The following is a 21,009-nucleotide window of genomic DNA, read 5'->3' as shown; positions in this document are numbered from 1 at the left end:
GGATTGACTGGCCCGAAACAGATGTAGGAGCGGCCTTGCGCCGCGATGCGCCGCGCGGGCAGCGCTCGAACTGATAGGCGCTGCAACACTAACGTCGAGCACCTTGAAAGACCTGGCCGTCGGTATACCGCTGGACAATCCGCTGCATCTCCCCGGACTCCTTGATCCGCACCAGCGCCCTGAGCACACCTTGGGTCGGTAGTTGGGGATCATTGCGCACCATGCAGCCCAGCGCTTGCTCTTCCAGCACGGCCAAGGCTTGCAGGCGTTGCCCCGGCGGCAGGGAGCGGTTGTACCATTGCAATGACAACTGGTTGCTGATCGCGTGGCGAAAGCGTCCGGCCTGGAGCTTCTGCAGGGCCAGCAACTGGTTGCGGCTGTCCTCGCGTTGCAGGCGGCCCTGGCTGAACAGGGGTTCGAGGGTGGGGTAGGTGTAGCCGAGTACAGTGCCGATAGCCTGCGGCGGCAGTGCTTCCGGGTGGGTGGGGCCGCTGTCGCCGGGGCGGCCGATCAGCAGGTCACGCTGTTCGATGACGGGGATGCTCCACAGGAAGTCGCCCGGCCGGTCGGTCAGCCACTGGGTGGAGACGTAGCAGCGCACGTCGATTTCGCCGGCCTGCATCGCCTCCTGCAGGCGCAGGCGGGCCATCACGTGGTATTGCGGGCGGGCGTCGACCTCCCGGGCAATGGCCTGCATCAGCTCGAAAAGGATGCCTTCCACCGGTTGCTGGTCCTCGGTGCGCATCAACGGCATGCTCCAGCTTTCGGCGACGGAAAAGCGCAGCACCGGCGGGTGCGCCAGGCTTTGGGTGGTCCACAGCAACAGGATAGCCAGGACTCGCCGCACGCCTCATCCTCCCTGATCCGCCGTCCGTGTGCCCGCTACTGAGCTTAGTCGAGATCGGCAGGGTGCAATTTCGGCCCCGCTCCGCTAGCATTAGCGCTCTTTCCGCCCGCTCCGGTCACGATGGTTTTTTGATGAGTTATCAGGTTCTTGCACGTAAATGGCGTCCGCGCTCGTTCCGCGAAATGGTCGGCCAGACCCATGTGCTCAAGGCTTTGATCAACGCCCTGGACAACCAGCGCCTGCACCACGCCTACCTGTTCACCGGTACCCGGGGCGTGGGCAAGACCACCATTGCGCGGATCATCGCCAAGTGCCTGAACTGCGAGACTGGCATCACCTCCACGCCGTGCGGCACCTGTTCGGTGTGCCGGGAGATCGACGAGGGCCGATTCGTCGACCTGATCGAGATCGACGCCGCCAGTCGAACCAAGGTCGAGGACACCCGCGAACTGCTCGACAACGTGCAGTACGCGCCGAGCCGCGGACGCTTCAAGGTCTACCTGATCGACGAAGTGCACATGCTCTCCACCCACTCGTTCAACGCCCTGTTGAAGACGCTGGAAGAGCCGCCGCCCTACGTCAAGTTCATCCTCGCCACCACCGACCCGCAGAAGCTGCCGGCGACCATCCTGTCGCGCTGCCTGCAGTTCTCGCTGAAGAACATGAGCCCGGAACGGGTGGTCGAGCACCTGACCCATGTGCTGGGCGCCGAGAACGTGCCGTTCGAGGACGACGCCCTGTGGTTGCTCGGTCGCGCCGCCGATGGTTCGATGCGCGACGCCATGAGCCTGACCGACCAGGCTATCGCCTTCGGCGAGGGCAAGGTGCTGGCCGCCGATGTGCGGGCGATGCTCGGCACTCTCGACCATGGCCAGGTGTACGGTGTGCTGCAGGCGTTGCTCGAGGGCGATGCCCGGGCATTGCTGGAGGCGGTGCGCGATCTGGCCGAACAAGGTCCGGACTGGAACGGCGTACTGTCGGAAATGCTCAACGTGCTGCACCGGGTGGCGATTGCCCAGGCCCTGCCCGAGGCGGTCGACAACGGCCAGGGCGACCGTGAGCGCGTGCTGGCGCTGGCCCAGGCCCTGCCGGCCGAGGATGTGCAGTTCTACTACCAGATGGGCCTGATCGGCCGACGCGACCTACCGCTGGCGCCGGACCCGCGTGGTGGCTTCGAAATGGTCCTGCTGCGCATGCTGGCCTTCCGCCCGGCCGACACCGACGATGCACCGAAGCCGGTACTAAAGCCGGTGGGGATCAGCCAAGCCACAGCTGATCCGGCCCAACCGGTGGCAGCGGCGCCTGCGGTCGTGGCGCCGCCCGTTGCCGCCAGCCCTGTCGCTGAAACGGTCGCGCCGGAGCCCGTGGCTGAGCCATCTGTACAGCCAGAGCCGCCAGTCGTCGAAGTGCCGGCCGTTGCCGAGGTTATCGAGGCACCGCAACCGCAATCGGAACCAGAGCCCGAGCCGCAGCCCGTCGAGGAGGTCATCGACCTGCCTTGGGAGGAGCCCGTTGCCGCGCCGGCGCCGGTTGCGCCCGAGCTGCCGCCCGAGCCTGCACCTGCGGTCGAAGCCGCCAACCCGCAGCCGGACTACGACGAGCCGCCATTCGATCCGTCGGCCTACAGCCCGGCGGGCATGGAGCGCGACGACGAGCCGCCGGCGGACGAGGACTACTACACGCCCGACAGCGACCCGGCCGGCTTCAGCTACCTGGACGAGTTGGCCGAGCACGTGCAGGAAGAGGCGCCCGCCCAGGCGCCGGAGCCGCTGCCGGCGGCCATGCCCGCGAGCGGCCTCGCCCTGCAATGGCTGGAATTATTCCCACAGTTGCCTGTCTCCGGTATGACAGGCAACATCGCCGCAAACTGTACGCTGATCGCCGCCGATGGCGATGACTGGCTGTTGCACCTGGACCCGGGGCAGGGCGCGCTGTTCAACTCGACGCAGCAGCGCCGCCTGAACGACGCGCTCAACCAGCAGTTGGGTCGCGAGATCCGCCTGAAGATCGAGTTGATCCGCCCTGAGCAGGAGACCCCGGCCCAGGCCGCCTCGCGCAAGCGTGCCGAGCGTCAGCATGATGCGGTTGTGTCGATCGAGCAGGATCCGCTCATCCAGCAGATGATCCGGCAGTTCGGCGCGACGGTCAGGCAGGATACTATTGAGCCTGTAGACGCCCTGGCCAGCCAGGGCCAATGAACGGATAACCATGTGGCCCGCCTGTGCCGGGCCGCATCACATGACCCAATCGAGGTATACCCCATGATGAAAGGTGGCATGGCCGGCCTGATGAAGCAGGCCCAGCAGATGCAGGAAAAGATGCAGAAGATGCAGGAAGAGCTGGCCAACGCGGAAGTCACCGGCCAGTCCGGCGGCGGCCTGGTCAGCGTGGTGATGACCGGTCGCCACGACGTCAAGCGCGTCAGCATCGACCAGAGCCTGATGTCGACCGACGCCGACGACAAGGAAGTGCTCGAGGACCTGATCGCCGCCGCGCTGAACGACGCCGTGCGCAAGATCGAGCAGAGCAGTCAGGAAAAGATGGGCGGCATGACCGCTGGCATGCAGCTGCCGCCTGGTTTCAAAATGCCGTTCTGATCGGCTTCTGGCTTCAAATGGGGAGCAACGACCCGACGGTCGTTGCTCCCTTGTTCATTCTGTTTCCTGAATTGGCAGGCCTGCACACATGAGCTTCAGCCCCCTGATCCGTCAACTGATCGACGCCCTGCGCATCCTGCCCGGCGTCGGTCAGAAAACCGCCCAACGCATGGCCTTGCAGCTGCTCGAACGCGACCGCAGCGGCGGCACGCGCCTGGCCCAGGCCCTGAGCCAGGCCATGGAAGGCGTTGGCCACTGTCGACAGTGCCGGACCCTGACCGAGCAGGAGCTGTGCCCGCAGTGCGCCGATCCGCGCCGCGACGACAGCCAGCTGTGTGTGGTGGAGGGGCCGATGGATGTGTACGCGGTGGAGCAGACCGGCTATCGCGGTCGCTACTTCGTGCTCAAGGGGCACCTGTCGCCGCTTGATGGGCTGGGGCCTGAGGCCATCGGTATTCCGCAGCTGATGGCGCGGATCGAGGAGCAGGGCACCTTCAGCGAGGTGATCCTGGCCACCAACCCTACGGTGGAAGGGGAGGCGACTGCCCATTACATCGCCCAGTTGCTGGCCGAGAAGGGCCTGGCTGCCACGCGCATCGCCCATGGCGTGCCGTTGGGCGGGGAGCTGGAGCTGGTGGATGGCGGGACGCTGGCCCATGCATTTGCCGGACGCAGGCCGATTTCGCTGTAAGACCCAGCCCTTTCAAGGTGTCGATATTTGGCGTTCGGCTTGGATGTGCCGGGGCTGCCTTGCAGCCCTTTCGCGGCACAAGGCCGCTCCTACAGGCGACTGTGCCCCCCTGTAGGAGCGGCCTTGTGCCGCGAAAGGGTCGCAAAGCGACCCCGGCAATCCTGAGTTGGAACGGTCATATCCAAAAAATCGCAAAACCTTGAAGGAGGCTGGCTGTAAGCCCTAGCAAAGCATCGCCAACGCGAACTCAGTATTCGCTCAGGGAAAACTCGGTCAGGCAGAAGGTCGGCACCCCGGCCGCTTGCAGGCGGCGCGAACCTTCCAGCTCCGGCAGGTCGATGATCGCCGCCGCCTCGAACACCCGGGCGCCGGTGCGACGCACCAGGTTGGCCGCGGCCAGCAAGGTGCCGCCGGTGGCGATCAGGTCATCGAAGATCAATACCGAGTCGCCATCGCACAGGCTGTCGGCGTGCACTTCCAGGAAGGCCTCGCCGTACTCGGTCTGGTAGCCCTCCGACAGCACGTCTGCCGGCAGCTTGCCCTGCTTGCGGAACAGGATCAGCGGCTTGTTCAGCTGGTGGGCGATGATCGAGCCGATCAGGAAGCCCCGCGCGTCCATGGCGCCGATATGGCTGAACTCGGCTTCGACATAGCGCTCGATGAACTGGTCGGCGACATAGCGCAGCCCGCGCGGCGATTGGAACAGCGGGGTGATGTCGCGGAAGATCACGCCCGGCTTGGGGAAGTCCACTACCGGGCGGATCAGGGCTTTGAGGTCGAAGGTGTCGCTGTACATGGGCGGGTATCCTGGAAAAACTCGGCGCCAGTATACCCCGTCCGCAGGGCAATCAGGCGTCCAGCGCACCACCGGCCAGCGCACACAGCTGGATCGGATCGAGGATGTGCACTTCCTTGCCCTCGGCCTTGAGTAGGCCGTTCTGCTGGAAGCGGGTGAACACCCGCGACACGGTTTCCACCGCCAGGCCCAGGTAGTTGCCGATCTCGTTGCGCGACATGCTCAGGCGGAACTGGTTGGCCGAGTAGCCGCGGGCACGGAAGCGTGCCGACAGATTGACTAGGAAGGTGGCGATGCGCTCGTCTGCGGTCTTTTTCGACAGCAGCAGCATCATCTGCTGGTCGTCGCGGATCTCGCGGCTCATCACTCGCATCAGCTGGCGGCGCAGCTGCGGCAGCTGCACCGACAGCTCGTCGAGGCGCTCGAAGGGGATCTCGCACACCGAGGTGGTTTCCTGGGCCTGGGCCGACACCGGATAGGCCTCGGTGTCCATGCCGGACAGGCCGACCAGCTCGCTGGGCAGGTGGAAGCCGGTGATCTGCTCTTCGCCGGCATCGCTGAGGCTGAAGGTTTTCAGGGCGCCAGAGCGGACCGCGTAGACCGAGCCGAAATTGTCACCCTGGCGGAACAGGAACTCGCCTTTCTTCAACGGGCGGCCGCGTTTGACGATTTCATCCAGTGCATCCATGTCTTCCAGGTTCAGGGACAGGGGCAGGCACAGGGGGGCCAGGCTGCAATCCTTGCAGTGGGCCTGGTTGTGTGGGCGCAGTTTTACTGGCTCGGACATTTCTTTCGATCCTTGTGGGAAAGCACACATAAGCCGTAAGGATAACCTGCGGCATGGGCTGTAGGCCAGTGTGCGCATTTTTGGTGCACGCTAGCGGCGGTGCGGAAGGGGTGTTCCGCTACCGTTCAACTGTCCATAGTGTGCCCCGAAAGGCGGGCTGTCCATGCGGTGAAACGCCTCAATCGCCTCAGATCACCCGGGAGAAACGCTGGCGATTCTGCTGCGCGAGGTAGGCGTCGAACACCATGCATACCGAGCGCGCCAGCAGGCGACCGGCTGGCAGGATGCGGATGCCTTTGCTGTCCAGGCTGATCAGGCCGTCGCGCTGCATGGCTTGCAGCTGTGGCCACAGCTCCTTGAAGTAGCCACGAAAATCGATGGTGAAGGCCTGCTCGAACGCCTCGAAATCCAGTTCGAAGTGGCAGATCAGTTGCTGGATCACCGCCCGGCGCAGGCGGTCGTCCTGATTGCAAAGAAGGCCGCGCTGGGTCGCCAGCTGGGCGGTGGAGAGCGTGTCCTGGTAGGTATTGAGGTCGCTGCTGTTCTGGCAGTACAGGTCGCCAATCTGGCTGATCGCTGACACGCCCAGGCCGATCAGGTCGCAGTGGCCATGGGTGGTGTAGCCCTGGAAGTTGCGCTGCAGGGTCCCTTCTTCCTGGGCAATGGCCAGCTCGTCGTCGGGCAGGGCGAAGTGGTCCATGCCGATGTAGCGGTAGCCGGCGGCGGTCAGTTGGTCGATGGTAGCGTGGAGCATTTCCAGCTTGGCCGCCGGCGCCGGCAGGTCGGCGCTGTCGATACGCCGCTGGGGCATGAAGCGCTCGGGCAGGTGTGCGTAGTTGAATACCGACAGACGGTCGGGCTGCAGGCGGATCACTTCCTCGACGGTGCGGGCAAAACCTTCCGGGGTCTGCTTGGGCAGGCCGTAGATCAGGTCGAGGTTGATCGAGCGGAACTGCAGGGTACGTGCCGCCTCGATCAGGGTGCGGGTCTGCTCCAGGCTCTGCAGGCGGTTGACCGCGCGTTGCACGGCCGGATCGAGGTCCTGCACGCCGAGGCTGACGCGGTTGAAACCCAGCTCGCGCAGCAGGCCCATGGTCGACCAGTCGGCCTCGCGCGGGTCGATCTCGATGCCGTAGTCGCCGGAGTCGTCGTCCAGCAGGTGGAAGTGCTGGCGCAGGGTGGCCATCAGCTGGCGCAGTTCGACATGGCTGAGGAAGGTCGGCGTGCCGCCGCCGAAGTGCAGCTGCTCGACCACCTGTTTCGGGTCGAGGTGGCAGGCGATCAGCTGGATCTCCTGCTCCAGGCGCTGCAGGTAGGGCGCGGCGCGGCCACGGTCCTTGGTGATGACCTTGTTGCAGGCGCAGTAGTAGCAGATGTTGGCGCAGAACGGCACGTGCACGTACAGCGACAGCGGGCGCGTGGCGCGGCGGCTTTCGCGCAGGGCGTGAAGCAGGTCGAACGAGCCCACTTCGCCGTGCAATTGCACGGCGGTCGGATAGGAGGTGTAGCGTGGCCCGGCCAGATCGTAGCGACGAATCAGGTCGGCGTCCCAGCGTAGGTCGTCGAGCATGTGGGTGGTCCCCGGATAGAGCTGCAGTGTCCGGAGTCTAGGGGCGGATGTAAGAAGTCGTGTTGATTTGTATCAAGGTGAGTTGGCGGCCGTCGCGGGGCTGGCGTGGGAGCGGGCTTGCCCCGCGATCAATGTCCCATCAACCAATGCTGGTGAGGTCCGGGCAGTGTCCACAGGCCAAAGAGGATCACCAGCACGCCGCCGGCCATGCGCACCCCGCGCTTGCGCAGCAGGCGACCCACGCGCTCGGCGGCAAGCCCGGTGGCCAGCAGCACCGGCCAGGTGCCGACGCCGAACGCCAGCATCAGCGCCGCGCTGTGCAGCGCATCGCCCTGGCTCGCCGCCCACAGCAGGGTGCTGTACACCAGCCCGCACGGCAGCCAGCCCCACAGGGCGCCCAGCAGCAGGGCGCGAGGCAGGCTGGACACCGGCAGCAGGCGGGTGGCGATCGGTTGCACATGGCGCCACAGGCCGCGGCCGAGCGCCTCGATTCGGGTCAGGCCGCTCCACCAGCCGGCCAGGTACAGGCCCATGGCGATCAGCAGCAGTGCCGCGACAACGCGCAAGCCGATGGCCAGCGGGCTACTGGCCAGCGCCACGCCGGCAAGGCCCAGCAACAGGCCGGCGGCGGCATAGCTGAGGATGCGCCCGAGGTTGTAGGCCAGCAGCAGGCGCAGGCGGCGGCCGCGCTGTTCAGCAGGGATGGCCAGGGTGAGGGCGCCCATCAGGCCGCCGCACATGCCCAGGCAGTGGCCGCCACCGAGCAGGCCCAGGACCAGCGCCGAGCCCAGCAGTGGAATCAGTTCAGGCACGTGGCGCGGGGTCCTTGTCGTCGGGCTGTTCGTCCCCGGGCTTCACGGCGGCCTGGTGGCGCGGGTCCTGGTCATCGAACAGGATGCTGTGGGCCGGGCCTTCGAGGTCGTCGTACTGGCCGCTGTCCACCGCCCAGAAGAAGATGTACACGGCGACGCCGACCAGCAGCAGGGCGGCGGGGATCATCACGTAGAGGGCGGGCATAGCGGTTTCCTTTCGAGCGACGTCGGCTCGCGCGCGCCCGGCGCCGCCTCGGCGGGCAGCCGGGTCAGGCGCAGGGCGTTGAGCACCACGATCAGCGAACTGACCGACATGCCGATCGCCGCCCACACCGGGGTAATCCAGCCGAGCGCGGCGAACGGCAGCATGAGGCCATTGTACAGCGTCGCCCAGAGCAGGTTCTCGACAATGTTGCGGCGGGTCCGGCGGGCCAGGTCGAAGGCCTGCACCAGCGCCTGCAGGCGGTTGGACAGCAGCACCGCGTCGGCGCTGGTCTTGGCCAGGTCGGTGGCGCTGCCCATGGCGATGCTGATGTCGGCGGCGGCCAGCACTGGCACGTCGTTGACGCCGTCGCCGAGCATCAGCACCTTGCGTCCTTCGCCTTGCAGGGCCTTGAGGCGGGCGAGCTTGTCGTCCGGGCGCAGGCCGCCGATCGCCTGGTCGATGCCCAGCTGCGCGGCCACTTCCGCGACCATCGGCGAACTGTCGCCGGACAGCAGCAGCGTTTGCCAGCCCCGGGCCTTGCAGGCGGCCACCAGATCCTGGGCGTCGTCGCGCAGGCGGTCGTCCAGTCCGAACCAGGCCAGCGGCCCTTGCCGGTCGCCCAGCAGCAGCCATTGCCCGCGTGGCTCCGGCACGGCGGGGACCTCGGCGCCGCTGAGGGCGCAGACGAAGGCGGGCTGGCCGATGCGCAGGCGCTGGCCGGCCAACTCGCCTTCCAGGCCCAGCCCCGGCATGGTGCTGACGCTTTCGGCGGCCTCGGCGGCGCGGCCAAAGGCGCGGGCGATGGGGTGCTCGGAGCGGTTCTCCAGCGCGGCGGCCAGCGCCAGGCACTGGTCGCCGTCCAGCCGGCCCAGTGGGCGCACGCTGCGCAAGGCCAGGCGGCCCTCGGTGAGGGTGCCGGTCTTGTCGAAGATCACCGTGTCGATCTGGTTCAGCCCCTCCAGTACATGCCCGCGGGTGACCAGCAGGCCGAGCTTGTGCAGGCTGCCGGTGGCGGCGGTAAGGGCGGTCGGCGTGGCCAGCGACAGGGCGCAGGGGCAGGTGGCGACCAGCATGGCCAGGACGATCCAGAACGCCCGGGGCGCATCAAGCTGCCACCAGACCACACCGATCACGGCGGCCGCCACCAGGGTGAACAGCAGGAACCATTGCGAGGCGCGGTCGGCGATTTCCGCCAGGCGCGGCTTTTCCGACTGGGCACGCTCCAGAAGACGGACGATGGCCGACAGCCGCGAGTCCTGGCCCAGGGCCTGGACTTCGACCGTGAGGGTACTCTCGACGTTGAGGGTGCCGCCGGTCACCCGGTCGCCGGCGCGGCGGGCCAGGGGCAGGTATTCGCCGGTGAGCAGCGACTCGTCGACGCTGGAGCGCCCGTCGACGATCAGCCCGTCGGCCGGGATCACCGCGCCGGGCAGCACCTGCACCCGGTCGCCGCACTGCAGTTCGCCAAGCAGGATGCGCTCGCCCTGGCCGTTGGCGTCCAGGCGCAGGCACGAGGCCGGCAACAGGTTGACCAGTTGCGCGGTGGCCGCCGCAGTGCGCTCGCGGGCCCGGCGCTCCAGATAGCGGCCGGTGAGCAGGAACAGGGCGAACATGCCGACGGTGTCGAAGTACAGCTCGCCGCTGCCGGTGATCGCGGTCCAGATCCCGGCGCAGTAGGCCAGGGCGATGGCCAGCGACACCGAGACGTCCATGGTCAGGTGGCGGGTACGCAGGTCGCGGGCCGCGCCCTTGAAGAACGGCGCGCAGCTGTAGAACACGATAGGGGTGGTGAGGAACAGCGCGACCCAGCGCAGGATGGTGTGCAGCTCGGGCGACAGGTCGATGTTGAATTCCGGCCAGGTGGCCATGGTCGCCATCATCGCCTGGAACCACAGCAGCCCGGCCACGCCCAGGCGGCGCAAGGCGCTGCGGTTTTCCCGGGCCAGCTGTTCGGCGGCCTGGTCGGGTTGGTAGGGGTGGGCGGCGTAGCCGATCTGGCGCAGCTCGGCCAGCAGCCTGGACAGCGGCAGTTGCTGGTCGTCCCAGCTGACCAGCAGGCGGTGGTTGGACAGGTTCAGGCGGGCGTCGTCGACGCCGGGAAGGTTGCGCAGGTGCTTCTCGATCAGCCAGCCGCAGGCGGCGCAGCTGATGCCCTCGACCATCAGGATGGTTTCGGCCAGCTCGCCTTCATGGCGAACGAACGTCTGTTGCACGTCGCTGCGGTCGTACAGCGCCAGTTCATCCTGGAGCTGGCGGGGTAGGGCTTCGGGGTTGGCGCTGGTGTCGCTGCGGTGCTGGTAGTAGTGCTCCAGGCCGCCGGCGACGATGGACTCGGCCACTGCCTGGCAGCCGGGGCAGCAGAACTGTCGCGGCTCGCCGAGGACCACGGCGGTGAAGCGGTTGCCGGCGGGGACGGGCAGGGCGCAGTGGTAGCAGGGGGTGGGTTGGGTCATCTTGGGTCTGTCTTTTGGCTTGGAATGGCCGGGGGCGCTTTGCGCCCCTTTCGCGGCACAAGGCCGCTCCTACAGAAGCACGCGTTCCCCTGTAGGAGCGGCCTTGTGCCGCGAAAGGGCTGCAAGGCAGCCCCGGCGGTGCGGCGGTTCATTGCTGGTGCTCGGCACCTTGCAACGCCTCATCCCCCAGCTGCAAGGTCACCCCATGCTCGACCTTCTCTTCCTCGAACAGTCGCCACACATGCTCATCCTGGCTGCCCAGCAGTTCGACGAAGCGCCGCCCCTGGACCTTGTCGTCGAGCTGGCCGACATAGCGGCCCTGTTCGGCGCGGATCAGCGGCACCTTGCGGTCCTTGTCCGGCTGGGTCGGTGAGATCAGGTTCAGCTCCAGCGTCTGCGGGTCGCTGTTGCCGGTCAGGCGTACTTCCACTTCGCCGGTCAGCTCGTCCAGGTGCACGCTGGCCTTGAGGTTGAGGGTCTGGGCCAGCAGTTCGCGGTCCAGCGAGCGGTTGATGCCCTTGCCGGCCTCGTAGTAGTTGTCGTTGACCAGGTTGTCCGGGTTGCGCACGGCAATGCTGACCATGGTCAGGCTCAGGCACACCGAGGTGGCCAGGATGCCGATGATGATCCAGGGCCAGAGGTGCTTGTACCAGGGGCTGGCGGCGGTGGCTGCAGGCATTGTTGGTGTTCTCTCTCAGCGGATCTGTGGGCCGATGAAGCGGCTCTTGGCTTCAACCTGGCTGGCGCTGTCGTCGGCGTCCTTGAGGATGAAGGTGATTTCGTTGGTGGTCGAGGGCAGTTGTTCCGGGGCGACCGACAACTGCACCGGCAGGTTGACGATGTCGCCGGCGCTCACGCGGATCTCACGCTGGCCTTCGAGCTTGAGGTCGGGCAGGCCGGCGGCGTCAAGCACGTAGACGTGGTCGCGCTGGTCCTTGTTCATCACCTTCAGGCTGTAGACGTTCTCGATCCGGCCCTGGGCGTTCTCGCGGTACAGCACGCGGTCCTTGGCCACGTCGAAACCGATCAGCGAACGGGTGGCGAAGGCGGTGGCCAGGGCGCCGATCATCACCAGCAGCACCAGGGCATAGCCGATCAGGCGCGGGCGCAGCATGTGGGTCTTCTGCCCGGACAGGTTGTGCTCGGTGGTGTAGCTGATCAGGCCCTTGGGATAGTTCATCTTGTCCATGATGCTGTCGCAGGCGTCGATGCAGGCGGCGCAGCCGATGCACTCGATCTGCAGGCCGTCACGGATGTCGATGCCGGTGGGGCAGACCTGTACGCACATGGTGCAGTCGATGCAGTCGCCCAGGCCCTTGGCCTTGTAGTCGATGTCTTTCTTGCGCGGGCCACGGGTCTCGCCGCGGCGCGGGTCATAGGAGACGATCAGGGTGTCCTTGTCGAACATCACGCTTTGGAAGCGCGCGTACGGGCACATGTAGATGCACACCTGCTCGCGCAGCCAGCCGGCGTTGCCGTAGGTAGCGAGGGTGAAGAAGCCGACCCAGAAGTAGGCCCAGCCATCGGCTTGACCGGTAAAGAACTCGATGGCCAGCTCGCGGATCGGCGAGAAGTAGCCGACGAAGGTCATGCCGGTGACGAAGCCGATCAGCAGCCATAGGCCGTGCTTGGCCAGCTTGCGCAGGAACTTGTTGGCGCTCATGGGCGCCTTGTCCAGTTTCATGCGTTGGTTGCGATCACCCTCGGTGACTTTCTCGCACCACATGAACACCCAGGTCCACACGCTCTGCGGGCAGGTATAGCCGCACCAGACCCGCCCGGCGTATACGGTGATGAAGAACAGGCCGAAGGCGGCGACGATCAGGATGCCCGAGAGCAGGATGAAGTCCTGGGGCCAGATGGTGGCGCCGAAGATGTAGAACTTGCGTTCCGGCAGGTTCCACCAGACGGCCTGGTGGCCGCCCCAGTTCAGCCAGACGGTGCCGAAGTACAGCAGGAACAGCACCGCGCCACCGACCATCCGCAGCCTGCGGAAGATGCCGGTGAAGGCGCGGGTGTAGATTTTTTCGCGCGAGGCGTAGAGGTCGACGGAATCCTTCCCTTTGCTGGCAGGCGGGGTGACGTCATGTACCGGAATTTGCTTGCTCATCATCAAGTCCCACGGCAGTGGAGAAATGCCGCGGCCAGTGCGTGCCGGCCGCAGTCTCGCGCGTTCTGCTAGCGCTCTGCGGCCCATGATACGCCTGAGATGGCGCGTGCGGGGCGCGCTGCGACCTTTAGTCGCGTTGGGTTCATGGTGTGAATCGTGTTATGGCGGGTGTCAATTGATTCAGGTCATGAGGCCTGCAGGAATTGTACTGTCAGTGCCGGCCTCTTCGCGGGTAAACCCGCTCCCACAGGTTCAGTGAAGTACCTGTGGGAGCGGGTTTACCCGCGAAGAGGCCAGGCCTGCCTTACTCGGTCTTGGCCGGTTCCGCCTGATGCGACAAGCTGTACACATAAGCGGCCAGCAAGTGCACCTTGTCATTACCCTGCATCTGCGCCTGGGCCGGCATCTGCCCCTGGCGGCCATAGCGGATGGTCTGCTGCAACTGGGCGAAGCTCGAGCCGTAGATGAACGCCTGCGGATGGGTCAGGTTCGGCGCGCCCATGGCCGGGGTGCCCTTGCCTTCAGGCCCGTGGCAGGCCACGCAGTTGGTGGCGAAGATCTGCTGGCCCTTGGCCGGGTCGGCCTTGGCGTCCTCGGGCAGCTTGCGACCGTCAAGGTTGGTCAGCACGAAGGCCGCCACATCCGCCACGCCCTGCTCGCCGATCACCGTGGCCCAGCCCGGCATCACGCCGTGGCGACCGTTCATGATGGTGGTCTTGATGGTCTCCGGCTCACCGCCCCAGCGCCAGTCGCTGTCGGTCAGGTTGGGGAAGCCGTAGGCGCCCCGGGCGTCGGAACCGTGGCATACCGAGCAGTTGGAGGCGAACAGGCGCGCGCCCATCTTCAGGGCCTGCGGGTCCTTGGCCACATCCTCCAGCGGCATGGCGGCGAACTTGGCGAAGATCGGCCCGAAACGGGCGTCGGCCTTGGCCATTTCCTTTTCCCACTCGTGCACGCCGGTCCAGCCGGCCTGGCCGTTGGAGAACTCGGTCTTCTTGTCGTTGTCGACGTAGGCGTAGCCCGGCAGGATGCCTTTCCAGTTGCCCAGGCCGGGGTACAGCACCAGGTAGCCGAGGGCGAAGACGACGGTGCCGACGAACAGCCAGAACCACCATTTCGGCAGCGGGTTGTCGTACTCCTCGATGCCGTCGAAGGCATGGCCGACGACTTCGTCGGTAATCTCTTCGCGCTGGCCCTTGCGGGTCGACAGCAGCAGCCAGGTCAAGGCGAAGATGGTGCCCAGGGTCAGGACGGTGACGTACAGACTCCAGAAGGTTGTCATTGTTGTTTGCTCCTAGAAGCTTTTGCTTGCTCGACGTGCCGGGTGGCGTCTGGATCGTCCGCGAACGGCAATTGCGTCGCTTCGTCGAATTCCTGCTTGCGCCGCGGGCTGAACACCCACAGCGCCAGGCCCACGAAGGCCACCAGCACCACGACGGTGCCCAGGCCGCGAATCATCCCGATATCCATCAGCGTCACCGTTTGCTTTTGATGAGGGTGCCAAGGCCTTGCAGGTACGCGACGATGGCGTCCATTTCGGTCTTGCCCTTGACCGCGTCGCGGGCGCCGGCGATGTCTTCGTCGGTATACGGCGTGCCCAGGGTGCGCAGCACTTCCATCTTCTTGGCGGTGTCCTTGCCGTCGAGCTTGTTCTCCACCAGCCACGGGTACGACGGCATCTTCGATTCCGGTACCACGTTGCGCGGGTTGTACAGGTGGGCGCGGTGCCAGTCGTCCGAGTAGCGGCCGCCGACCCGGGCCAGGTCCGGGCCGGTGCGCTTGGAGCCCCACAGGAACGGGTGGTCCCACACGCTTTCGCCGGCCACCGAGTAGTGGCCATAGCGTTCGGTCTCGGCGCGGAACGGCCGGATCATCTGCGAGTGGCAGCCCACGCAGCCTTCGCGGATGTAGATGTCGCGGCCTTCGAGCTCCAGCGCGGTACGCGGCTTCATGCCCTCGACCGGCTTGTTGGTGACGTCCTGGAAGAACAGCGGGACGATCTGGGTGAGGCCACCGACGCTGACGGCGATGACCATGAAGAAGGCCATCAGGCCGATATTCTTCTCGACTGCTTCATGCTTCATCAGTGGGCTCCCACGACGACGATTTTGGCGGCTTCCTCAGCCTGAACCGGGTTGGCGGCGCGCACGGTACGGAACACGTTGTAGGCCATCAGCAGCATGCCGGAGGCGAAGAACGCACCGCCCAGGGCGCGGACGATGAAGCCCGGGTGGCTGGCCTGCAGGGCTTCGACGAAGGAGTAGGTGAGGGTGCCGTCGTCGTTGATGGCGCGCCACATCAGGCCCTGGGTGATGCCGTTGACCCACATCGAGGCGATGTACAGCACGGTGCCGATGGTGGCCAGCCAGAAGTGCGCGTTGATCAGGCCGACGCTGTGCATCTGCTCGCGGCCGTAGAGTTTCGGGATCATGTGGTAGACCGCGCCGATGGAAATCATCGCCACCCAGCCGAGGGCGCCGGCGTGGACGTGGCCGATGGTCCAGTCGGTGTAGTGCGACAGCGAGTTGACCGTCTTGATGGCCATCATCGGGCCTTCGAAGGTGGACATGCCGTAGAACGCCAGCGACACCACCAAAAAGCGCAGGATCGGGTCGGTGCGCAGCTTATGCCAGGCGCCCGACAGGGTCATCATGCCGTTGATCATGCCGCCCCAGCTCGGCGCCAGGAGGATGATCGACATCACCATGCCCAGCGACTGCGCCCAGTCCGGCAGCGCGGTGTAGTGCAGGTGGTGGGGACCTGCCCAGATGTACAGGGTGATCAGCGCCCAGAAGTGCACGATCGACAGGCGATAGGAGTAGATCGGGCGTTCGGCCTGCTTGGGCACGAAGTAGTACATCATCCCGAGGAAACCGGTGGTGAGGAAGAAGCCCACGGCGTTGTGCCCGTACCACCACTGGATCATCGCGTCGGTGGCGCCGGCGTAGGCCGAGTAGGACTTGAACAGGCTCACCGGCAGCGAGATGTGGTTGACGATGTGCAGCATCGCGGTGACCACGATGAAGGCGCCGTAGAACCAGTTGCCGACGTAGATGTGCTTGGTCTTGCGCTTGACGATGGTGCCGAAGAACACCAGGGCGTAGGTGACCCAGACGATGGCCAGCAGGATCGCCAGCGGCCACTCGAGCTCGGCGTATTCCTTGGTGGTGGTGAAGCCCATCGGCAGGGTGATCAGCGCGCCGACGATCACCGCCTGCCAGCCCCAGAAGGTGAAGGCGGCCATGCTGTCGGAGATCAGGCGGGTCTGGCAGGTGCGCTGCACCACGTAGTAGCTGGTGCCGAACAGGGCACAGCCACCGAAGGCGAAGATCACCAGGTTGGTGTGCAGCGGGCGCAGGCGGCCGAAGCTCGTCCATGGCAGGTCCAGGTTGAGCTGGGGCCATACCAGTTGCGAGGCGATGAAGACGCCGAGCCCCATGCCAAGGATCCCCCAGACCACCGTCATGATGGCGAACTGGCGGACGACCTTATAGTTATAAGCAGTCGGACTGATTGCAGTGCTCATTCTAAGGTTCCACGGTTTGGGTGTTCTTGTTGGTTGGTAAATCGGCGCCAGTATCGATAACCACCAGGGTTATGGCAACGCAAGGAAACCTGCGCCGACCCGTGTCCAGACCCTTTTCACCGCCGTCCCGCGGCTCTTGGGCTGAATGATTGTACACAAATAAATATTTGTAATGTGTACCGTTTTCCATGTTTTTCTGATCGTTCGGTCAAGCTTTTTAGTCGGGGACGGGCACGCAAGGCGTCATCCCAAAGCCGCAGGCTCGTGAGCGTGGAGTCGAGGCGTGATGTCAGGCTGTGCACCACGTCTGTTCCGGTCGCTGCGAGCGGAGCCACTGTGGCAACAAGCTTAGTTGTGTTCGGAGGGGGTGCAAGGCGGGGAGTGCCTGGGAGCACTGTCTTGCAGGGGGAAGGCGGGATTTGCGCTAGAGCCTGTAGGAGCGGCCTTGTGCCGCGAAAGGGCTGCGTAGCAGCCCCGGGATTTCAGTATTGAACAAAGATCGCCGGGGCCGCTTTGCGGCCCTTTCGCGGCACAAGGCCGCTCCTACAGGGGTCGCGCATGAAGTTAGCGCAGTCGAGTGAGGCTTGCCCCACGAGGTATTACTTGGCGGTTACGGTTTCAGGCACTTGCTCCTGCGACAGGCTATACACATAGGCCGCCAGCAGGTGGACCTTGTCGTTGCCCTGGATGTCATGCTGCGCCGGCATCTGGCCCTGACGGCCATAACGGATGGTCTGCTGCAGCTGGGCGAAGCTCGAGCCGTAGATGAACGCCTGCGGGTGGGTCAGGTTCGGCGCGCCCATGGCCGGGGTGCCCTTGCCTTCAGGCCCGTGGCAGGCCACGCAGTTGGTGGCGAACAGCTCCTTGCCCTTGGCCGGGTCGGCCTTGGCATCAGCCGGCAGGGTGCGACCGTCGAGATTGGTCAGCACGAAGGCAGCCACATCGGCCACGCCCTGCTCGCCGATCACCGTGGCCCAGCCCGGCATGATGCCGTGGCGGCCGTTCATGATCGAGGCCTTGATGGTCTCCGGCTCGCCGCCCCAGCGCCAGTCGCTGTCGGTCAGGTTGGGGAAGCCGTAGGAGCCCTTGGCGTCGGAGCCGTGGCACACCGAGCAGTTGGAGGCGAACAGCCGGCTACCCATCTTCAGCGCTTGCGGATCCTTGGCCACCTCTTCCACCGGCATGGCGGCATACCTGGCGAAGATCGGGCCGAACTTGGCGTCGGCCTTGTCCATCTCTTTCTGCCACTCGTCCACCTGGGTCCAGCCATTCTCGTAGCCGGGCAGGATGCCTTTCCAGTTGCCCAGGCCCGGGTAGAGGATCAGGTAGCCGACCGAGAACACCAGGGTGCCGACGAACAGCCAGAACCACCATTTCGGCAGCGGGTTGTCGTACTCCTCGATGCCGTCGAAGCTGTGGCCCATGGTCTGGTCGGTGGTGTCGCTGCTCTGGCCCTTGCGGGTGGCGAGCAGCAGCCAGGTCAGGCCGATCAGGCTGCCGATGGTCAGTACGCTGATGTACGTACTCCAGAAGGTGGTCATTGCCGGGTACTCCTCATTGCAGCAGGTTCCTGCCCGGCGGGGGGCAGGCGGTCGTCGACGAAGGGCAGCAGGCGCGCTTCGGCGAAATCACGGTCGCGGCGACGGTTGAACACCCAGAGCGACAGGCCGATGAAGGCGATCATCACCACCAGGGTGCCCAGGCCGCGGATCATGCCGATGTCCATTTCCATCGCACTCACCTCTTGTTCTTGATCGCGGTGCCGAGCACCTGCAGGTAGGCGACCAGCGCGTCCATCTCGGTCTTGCCCTTGACCGCGTCCTTGGCACCGGCGATGTCGTCGTCGCTGTAGGGCACGCCGAGGCCGCGCAGGACGCGCATCTTGACGTCGGTGTGGCTGTTGTCGACCTGCGCGGCCACCAGCCACGGATACGACGGCATCTTCGATTCCGGTACCACGTTGCGCGGGTTGTACAGGTGCGCGCGGTGCCAGTCGTCCGAGTAGCGGCCGCCGACCCGGGCCAGGTCCGGGCCGGTGCGCTTGGAGCCCCACAGGAACGGATGGTCCCACACGCTTTCGCCGGCCACCGAGTAGTGGCCGTAGCGCTCGGTCTCGGCTCGGAACGGCCGGACCATCTGCGAGTGGCAGCCCACGCAACCTTCGCGGATGTAGATGTCGCGGCCTTCGAGCTGCAGGGCGGTGTAGGGCTTCATGCCCTCGACCGGCTTGTTGGTGACGTCCTGGAAGAACAGCGGGACGATCTGGGTCAGGCCGCCGATGCTGACGGCGAACACCATCAGCAGGGCCATCAGGCCTATGTTTTTCTCAACGACTTCATGGTTCATCAGGCTCTACTCCTCAAGCCAGCTGGGCGTTGGCGGTGGCTTGCTCGGCGGCCGGGGCGCGCACGGTACGCCAGGTGTTCCAGGCCATCAGGAACATGCCGCTGAGGAAGATCACGCCGCCGACGAAGCGCACGACGAAGCCTGGGTGGCTGGCCACCAGGGTTTCGACGAACGAGTAGGTCAGCGTGCCGTCGCTGTTGACCGCGCGCCACATCAGGCCCTGGGCGATGCCGTTGACCCACATCGAGGCGATGTAGAGCACGGTGCCGATGGTGGCCAGCCAGAAGTGCGCGTTGATCAGCCCGAGGCTGTACATGCGCTCCTTGCCGAACACTTTCGGGATGGTGTGGTACAGCGCGCCGATGGAGATCATCGCCACCCAGCCGAGGGCGCCGGCGTGGACGTGACCGATGGTCCAGTCGGTGTAGTGGGACAGGGCGTTGACCGTCTTGATGGCCATCATCGGGCCTTCGAAGGTGGACATGCCGTAGAACGCCAGCGAGACGACCAGGAAGCGCAGGATCGGGTCGCTGCGCAGCTTATGCCAGGCGCCCGAGAGGGTCATCATGCCGTTGATCATGCCGCCCCAGCTCGGGGCCAGCAGGATCAGCGACATGATCATGCCCAGCGACTGCGCCCAGTCCGGCAGCGCGGTGTAGTGCAGGTGGTGGGGACCGGCCCAGATGTACAGGGTGATCAGCGCCCAGAAGTGCACGATCGACAGGCGATACGAGTACACCGGACGTTCGGCCTGCTTGGGCACGTAGTAGTACATCATCCCCAGGAAGCCGGCGGTCAGGAAGAAGCCCACGGCGTTATGGCCGTACCACCACTGCACCATGGCATCGGTGGCGCCGGCATACAGCGAGTAGGACTTGGTCAGGCTGACCGGCACTTCCAGGTTGTTGACGATGTGCAGGATCGCCACGGTGAGGATGAAGGCGCCGAAGAACCAGTTGCCCACGTAGATGTGCTTGGTGTTGCGCTTCATCAGCGTGCCGAAGAACACCACGGCATAGGCCACCCAGACGATGGTGATCAGGATGTCGATCGGCCATTCCAGTTCGGCGTATTCCTTGGTGCTGGTGTAGCCCAGCGGCAGGCTGATCGCCGCCAGCAGGATCACCAGCTGCCAGCCCCAGAAGGTAAACGCGGCCAGGCGTGGCGCGAACAGGGTGGTCTGGCAGGTGCGTTGCACCGAATAATAGGAGGTGGCGAACAGGGCACAGCCGCCGAAGGCGAAGATCACCGCGTTGGTGTGCAAGGGTCGCAGGCGGCCGAAGCTGGTCCACGGCAGGTCGAGGTTGAAGGCGGGCCAGGCGAGCTGGGCGGCAATGAAGACGCCGAGCCCCATCCCGACGATGCCCCACACCACCGTCATGATGGCGAATTGGCGGACCACCTGGTAGTTGTAGGCGGTACTGCTGGTTGTGTTCATGTATGGGTTCCCATCCACGGTTATAGGCAGGCTAAACAGCGAGGCAAGCATGATTAATGGGCAAAGTGCCGGTATTGACGGGGATCAATGGGCGAAGATCGGAAATGTCCCAGGCTTGCGCTGCGATCCTCCGAAAATGGCGGAGGATCGCGGCATTTCCAGCTGCCTGATCCTGGCCCATGGCGCCGGTGCGCCAATGGACAGCGGGTTCATGGAGGACATGGCGCAAAGGCTGGCGGGGCAAGGGGTAGGGGTGGTGCGCTTCGAGTTTCCGTACATGGCCGAGCGGCGCCTGAACGGTGGCAAGCGACCGCCCAATCCGCAGAAGGTGTTGCTCGAATGCTGGCGGACTGTATACGACCAGCTGCGACCATTGGTCGCAGGGCGGTTGGCTGTCGGCGGCAAGTCCATGGGCGGGCGCATGGCCAGCTTGCTGGCAGACGAACTGGGCGCCGATGCGCTGGTCTGCCTGGGGTATCCGTTCTATGCCGTGGGCAAGCCTGAGAAGCCACGGGTGGAGCACCTGGCCGGGCTACGCACGCGCACGCTGATCGTGCAGGGCGAGCGGGATGCCCTGGGCAATCGTGAGGCGGTGCAAGGATATGAGCTATCGCCGGCGATCGAGGTGAGCTGGCTGGTGGCGGCCGATCATGACCTCAAGCCGTTGAAGGCGTCGGGGTTCAGCCATGAGCAGCACATGCAGGCGGCGGCGCAGCGGGTGGCGGCTTTCCTGAAAGATTGATGCAGCCTTCTTCGCGGGTAAACCCGCTCCCACAGGGACGGTGCAATGCTCGAACCCTGTGGGAGCGGGTTTACCCGCGAAGAGGCCGG

At 65.4% G+C, this 21,009-nt stretch carries 21 protein-coding genes; 4 read left to right on the top strand and 17 right to left on the bottom strand.

Translation table 11 applies throughout. The features are described from left to right. Window positions 1-88: 88 nt before the first annotated feature. Complete coding sequence (locus tag AC0MAZ_RS21515) at window positions 89-847, bottom strand: substrate-binding periplasmic protein (protein WP_203651759.1); 759 nt, start codon at window positions 845-847, stop codon at window positions 89-91. A 131-nt stretch (window positions 848-978) separates the two neighbouring features. On the opposite strand from AC0MAZ_RS21515, the gene dnaX reads away from it, so the two are divergent. The 3 genes from dnaX to recR all read left to right on the top strand — a co-directional run bounded on the left by dnaX (window position 979) and on the right by recR (window position 4,135). Beyond that, window positions 979-3,045 (top strand): DNA polymerase III subunit gamma/tau, encoded by a 2,067-nt coding sequence (gene dnaX, locus AC0MAZ_RS21510; protein WP_203651761.1) that lies wholly within the window; start codon window positions 979-981, stop codon window positions 3,043-3,045. A gap of 63 nt (window positions 3,046-3,108) precedes the next feature. After that, window positions 3,109-3,444 carry a YbaB/EbfC family nucleoid-associated protein gene (locus tag AC0MAZ_RS21505; protein WP_023632783.1) on the top strand — a complete coding sequence of 112 codons (336 nt, stop codon included), beginning with the start codon at window positions 3,109-3,111 and terminating at the stop codon, window positions 3,442-3,444. Between the two features lie 88 nt (window positions 3,445-3,532). Continuing rightward, complete coding sequence (gene recR / locus AC0MAZ_RS21500; RefSeq protein ID WP_028692866.1) at window positions 3,533-4,135, top strand: recombination mediator RecR; 603 nt, start codon at window positions 3,533-3,535, stop codon at window positions 4,133-4,135. Window positions 4,136-4,382: 247 nt separating this feature from the next. On the opposite strand, the gene AC0MAZ_RS21495 is transcribed toward recR, so the two are convergent. From AC0MAZ_RS21495 to ccoN (AC0MAZ_RS21420), 16 genes are all read right to left on the bottom strand, one after another. Further along, window positions 4,383-4,931 carry an adenine phosphoribosyltransferase gene (locus tag AC0MAZ_RS21495; protein WP_232856763.1) on the bottom strand — a complete coding sequence of 183 codons (549 nt, stop codon included), beginning with the start codon at window positions 4,929-4,931 and terminating at the stop codon, window positions 4,383-4,385. A 52-nt stretch (window positions 4,932-4,983) separates the two neighbouring features. Further along, window positions 4,984-5,718 (bottom strand): Crp/Fnr family transcriptional regulator FnrA, encoded by a 735-nt coding sequence (fnrA, locus tag AC0MAZ_RS21490; RefSeq protein ID WP_110739928.1) that lies wholly within the window; start codon window positions 5,716-5,718, stop codon window positions 4,984-4,986. Window positions 5,719-5,905: 187 nt separating this feature from the next. After that, window positions 5,906-7,288, bottom strand: a complete 1,383-nt coding sequence (gene hemN / locus AC0MAZ_RS21485; protein ID WP_050706579.1) for an oxygen-independent coproporphyrinogen III oxidase — start codon at window positions 7,286-7,288, stop codon at window positions 5,906-5,908. Window positions 7,289-7,416: 128 nt separating this feature from the next. Beyond that, window positions 7,417-8,100: a sulfite exporter TauE/SafE family protein gene (locus tag AC0MAZ_RS21480; RefSeq protein ID WP_203651764.1), complete on the bottom strand. Its 684-nt coding sequence runs from the start codon at window positions 8,098-8,100 to the stop codon at window positions 7,417-7,419. After that, window positions 8,093-8,305 (bottom strand): cbb3-type cytochrome oxidase assembly protein CcoS, encoded by a 213-nt coding sequence (ccoS, locus tag AC0MAZ_RS21475; protein ID WP_050706577.1) that lies wholly within the window; start codon window positions 8,303-8,305, stop codon window positions 8,093-8,095. Before ccoS ends, AC0MAZ_RS21480 begins: the two co-directional genes overlap by 8 nt. After that, the gene (locus AC0MAZ_RS21470) at window positions 8,287-10,758 is read right to left on the bottom strand and encodes a heavy metal translocating P-type ATPase (protein WP_475859099.1); all 2,472 of its coding nucleotides are present in this window, start codon (window positions 10,756-10,758) and stop codon (window positions 8,287-8,289) included. The genes ccoS and AC0MAZ_RS21470 overlap by 19 nt, the downstream gene beginning before the upstream one ends. Before the next feature lie 148 nt (window positions 10,759-10,906). Beyond that, a complete protein-coding gene (locus AC0MAZ_RS21465; protein ID WP_028692872.1) occupies window positions 10,907-11,437 on the bottom strand; it encodes a FixH family protein in 531 nt (176 codons plus the stop codon). A gap of 15 nt (window positions 11,438-11,452) precedes the next feature. Further along, entirely contained in the window at window positions 11,453-12,868 is a 1,416-nt protein-coding gene (gene ccoG / locus AC0MAZ_RS21460; protein ID WP_203651766.1) for a cytochrome c oxidase accessory protein CcoG, read from the bottom strand. 304 nt (window positions 12,869-13,172) lie between these two features. After that, a complete protein-coding gene (gene ccoP / locus AC0MAZ_RS21455; protein WP_203651767.1) occupies window positions 13,173-14,150 on the bottom strand; it encodes a cytochrome-c oxidase, cbb3-type subunit III in 978 nt (325 codons plus the stop codon). Further along, window positions 14,147-14,338, bottom strand: a complete 192-nt coding sequence (locus tag AC0MAZ_RS21450; protein ID WP_186715629.1) for a cbb3-type cytochrome oxidase subunit 3 — start codon at window positions 14,336-14,338, stop codon at window positions 14,147-14,149. The genes ccoP (AC0MAZ_RS21455) and AC0MAZ_RS21450 overlap by 4 nt, the downstream gene beginning before the upstream one ends. A gap of 5 nt (window positions 14,339-14,343) precedes the next feature. Further along, window positions 14,344-14,952 carry a cytochrome-c oxidase, cbb3-type subunit II gene (gene ccoO, locus AC0MAZ_RS21445; RefSeq protein WP_186715631.1) on the bottom strand — a complete coding sequence of 203 codons (609 nt, stop codon included), beginning with the start codon at window positions 14,950-14,952 and terminating at the stop codon, window positions 14,344-14,346. Next, window positions 14,952-16,394, bottom strand: coding sequence for a cytochrome-c oxidase, cbb3-type subunit I (gene ccoN, locus AC0MAZ_RS21440; protein ID WP_011533054.1), 1,443 nt, complete (start codon window positions 16,392-16,394; stop codon window positions 14,952-14,954). The genes ccoO (AC0MAZ_RS21445) and ccoN (AC0MAZ_RS21440) overlap by 1 nt, the downstream gene beginning before the upstream one ends. 599 nt (window positions 16,395-16,993) lie before the next feature. Next, the gene (gene ccoP, locus AC0MAZ_RS21435; protein ID WP_475859097.1) at window positions 16,994-17,935 is read right to left on the bottom strand and encodes a cytochrome-c oxidase, cbb3-type subunit III; all 942 of its coding nucleotides are present in this window, start codon (window positions 17,933-17,935) and stop codon (window positions 16,994-16,996) included. Continuing rightward, window positions 17,932-18,126: a cbb3-type cytochrome oxidase subunit 3 gene (locus tag AC0MAZ_RS21430; protein ID WP_023632287.1), complete on the bottom strand. Its 195-nt coding sequence runs from the start codon at window positions 18,124-18,126 to the stop codon at window positions 17,932-17,934. Before AC0MAZ_RS21430 ends, ccoP (AC0MAZ_RS21435) begins: the two co-directional genes overlap by 4 nt. Window positions 18,127-18,131: 5 nt before the next feature. Further along, on the bottom strand, window positions 18,132-18,740 hold the full coding sequence (gene ccoO, locus AC0MAZ_RS21425; protein ID WP_028692880.1) for a cytochrome-c oxidase, cbb3-type subunit II: 609 nt from the start codon (window positions 18,738-18,740) through the stop codon (window positions 18,132-18,134). Between the two features lie 13 nt (window positions 18,741-18,753). After that, window positions 18,754-20,178 carry a cytochrome-c oxidase, cbb3-type subunit I gene (ccoN, locus tag AC0MAZ_RS21420; RefSeq protein ID WP_050706570.1) on the bottom strand — a complete coding sequence of 475 codons (1,425 nt, stop codon included), beginning with the start codon at window positions 20,176-20,178 and terminating at the stop codon, window positions 18,754-18,756. 49 nt (window positions 20,179-20,227) lie between these two features. On the opposite strand from ccoN (AC0MAZ_RS21420), the gene AC0MAZ_RS21415 reads away from it, so the two are divergent. Beyond that, window positions 20,228-20,920 (top strand): alpha/beta family hydrolase, encoded by a 693-nt coding sequence (locus AC0MAZ_RS21415; protein ID WP_203651771.1) that lies wholly within the window; start codon window positions 20,228-20,230, stop codon window positions 20,918-20,920. The last annotated feature ends 89 nt before the right edge of the window (window positions 20,921-21,009 follow it).

This window comes from Pseudomonas sp. A (genome assembly GCF_056270345.1).
This window is presented reverse-complemented; position numbering and strand designations above follow the sequence as displayed.

Excerpts from the sequence above, each read along its gene's own strand:
- AC0MAZ_RS21495 (WP_232856763.1), bottom strand. The coding sequence starts at position 4,931 with ATGTACAGCGACACCTTCGACCTCAAAGCCCTGATCCGCCCGGTAGTG.
- AC0MAZ_RS21470 (WP_475859099.1), bottom strand. The coding sequence starts at position 10,758 with ATGACCCAACCCACCCCCTGCTACCACTGCGCCCTGCCCGTCCCCGCC.
- ccoO (WP_028692880.1), bottom strand. The coding sequence starts at position 18,740 with ATGAACCATGAAGTCGTTGAGAAAAACATAGGCCTGATGGCCCTGCTG.
- AC0MAZ_RS21415 (WP_203651771.1), top strand. The coding sequence starts at position 20,228 with ATGATTAATGGGCAAAGTGCCGGTATTGACGGGGATCAATGGGCGAAG.
- AC0MAZ_RS21505 (WP_023632783.1), top strand. The coding sequence starts at position 3,109 with ATGATGAAAGGTGGCATGGCCGGCCTGATGAAGCAGGCCCAGCAGATG.
- ccoN (WP_050706570.1), bottom strand. The coding sequence starts at position 20,178 with ATGAACACAACCAGCAGTACCGCCTACAACTACCAGGTGGTCCGCCAA.
- ccoS (WP_050706577.1), bottom strand. The coding sequence starts at position 8,305 with ATGCCCGCCCTCTACGTGATGATCCCCGCCGCCCTGCTGCTGGTCGGC.
- fnrA (WP_110739928.1), bottom strand. The coding sequence starts at position 5,718 with ATGTCCGAGCCAGTAAAACTGCGCCCACACAACCAGGCCCACTGCAAG.
- ccoN (WP_011533054.1), bottom strand. The coding sequence starts at position 16,394 with ATGAGCACTGCAATCAGTCCGACTGCTTATAACTATAAGGTCGTCCGC.
- hemN (WP_050706579.1), bottom strand. The coding sequence starts at position 7,288 with ATGCTCGACGACCTACGCTGGGACGCCGACCTGATTCGTCGCTACGAT.
- ccoG (WP_203651766.1), bottom strand. The coding sequence starts at position 12,868 with ATGAGCAAGCAAATTCCGGTACATGACGTCACCCCGCCTGCCAGCAAA.
- ccoO (WP_186715631.1), bottom strand. The coding sequence starts at position 14,952 with ATGAAGCATGAAGCAGTCGAGAAGAATATCGGCCTGATGGCCTTCTTC.
- ccoP (WP_475859097.1), bottom strand. The coding sequence starts at position 17,935 with ATGACCACCTTCTGGAGTACGTACATCAGCGTACTGACCATCGGCAGC.
- recR (WP_028692866.1), top strand. The coding sequence starts at position 3,533 with ATGAGCTTCAGCCCCCTGATCCGTCAACTGATCGACGCCCTGCGCATC.
- ccoP (WP_203651767.1), bottom strand. The coding sequence starts at position 14,150 with ATGACAACCTTCTGGAGTCTGTACGTCACCGTCCTGACCCTGGGCACC.
- dnaX (WP_203651761.1), top strand. The coding sequence starts at position 979 with ATGAGTTATCAGGTTCTTGCACGTAAATGGCGTCCGCGCTCGTTCCGC.
- AC0MAZ_RS21450 (WP_186715629.1), bottom strand. The coding sequence starts at position 14,338 with ATGGATATCGGGATGATTCGCGGCCTGGGCACCGTCGTGGTGCTGGTG.
- AC0MAZ_RS21430 (WP_023632287.1), bottom strand. The coding sequence starts at position 18,126 with ATGGAAATGGACATCGGCATGATCCGCGGCCTGGGCACCCTGGTGGTG.
- AC0MAZ_RS21465 (WP_028692872.1), bottom strand. The coding sequence starts at position 11,437 with ATGCCTGCAGCCACCGCCGCCAGCCCCTGGTACAAGCACCTCTGGCCC.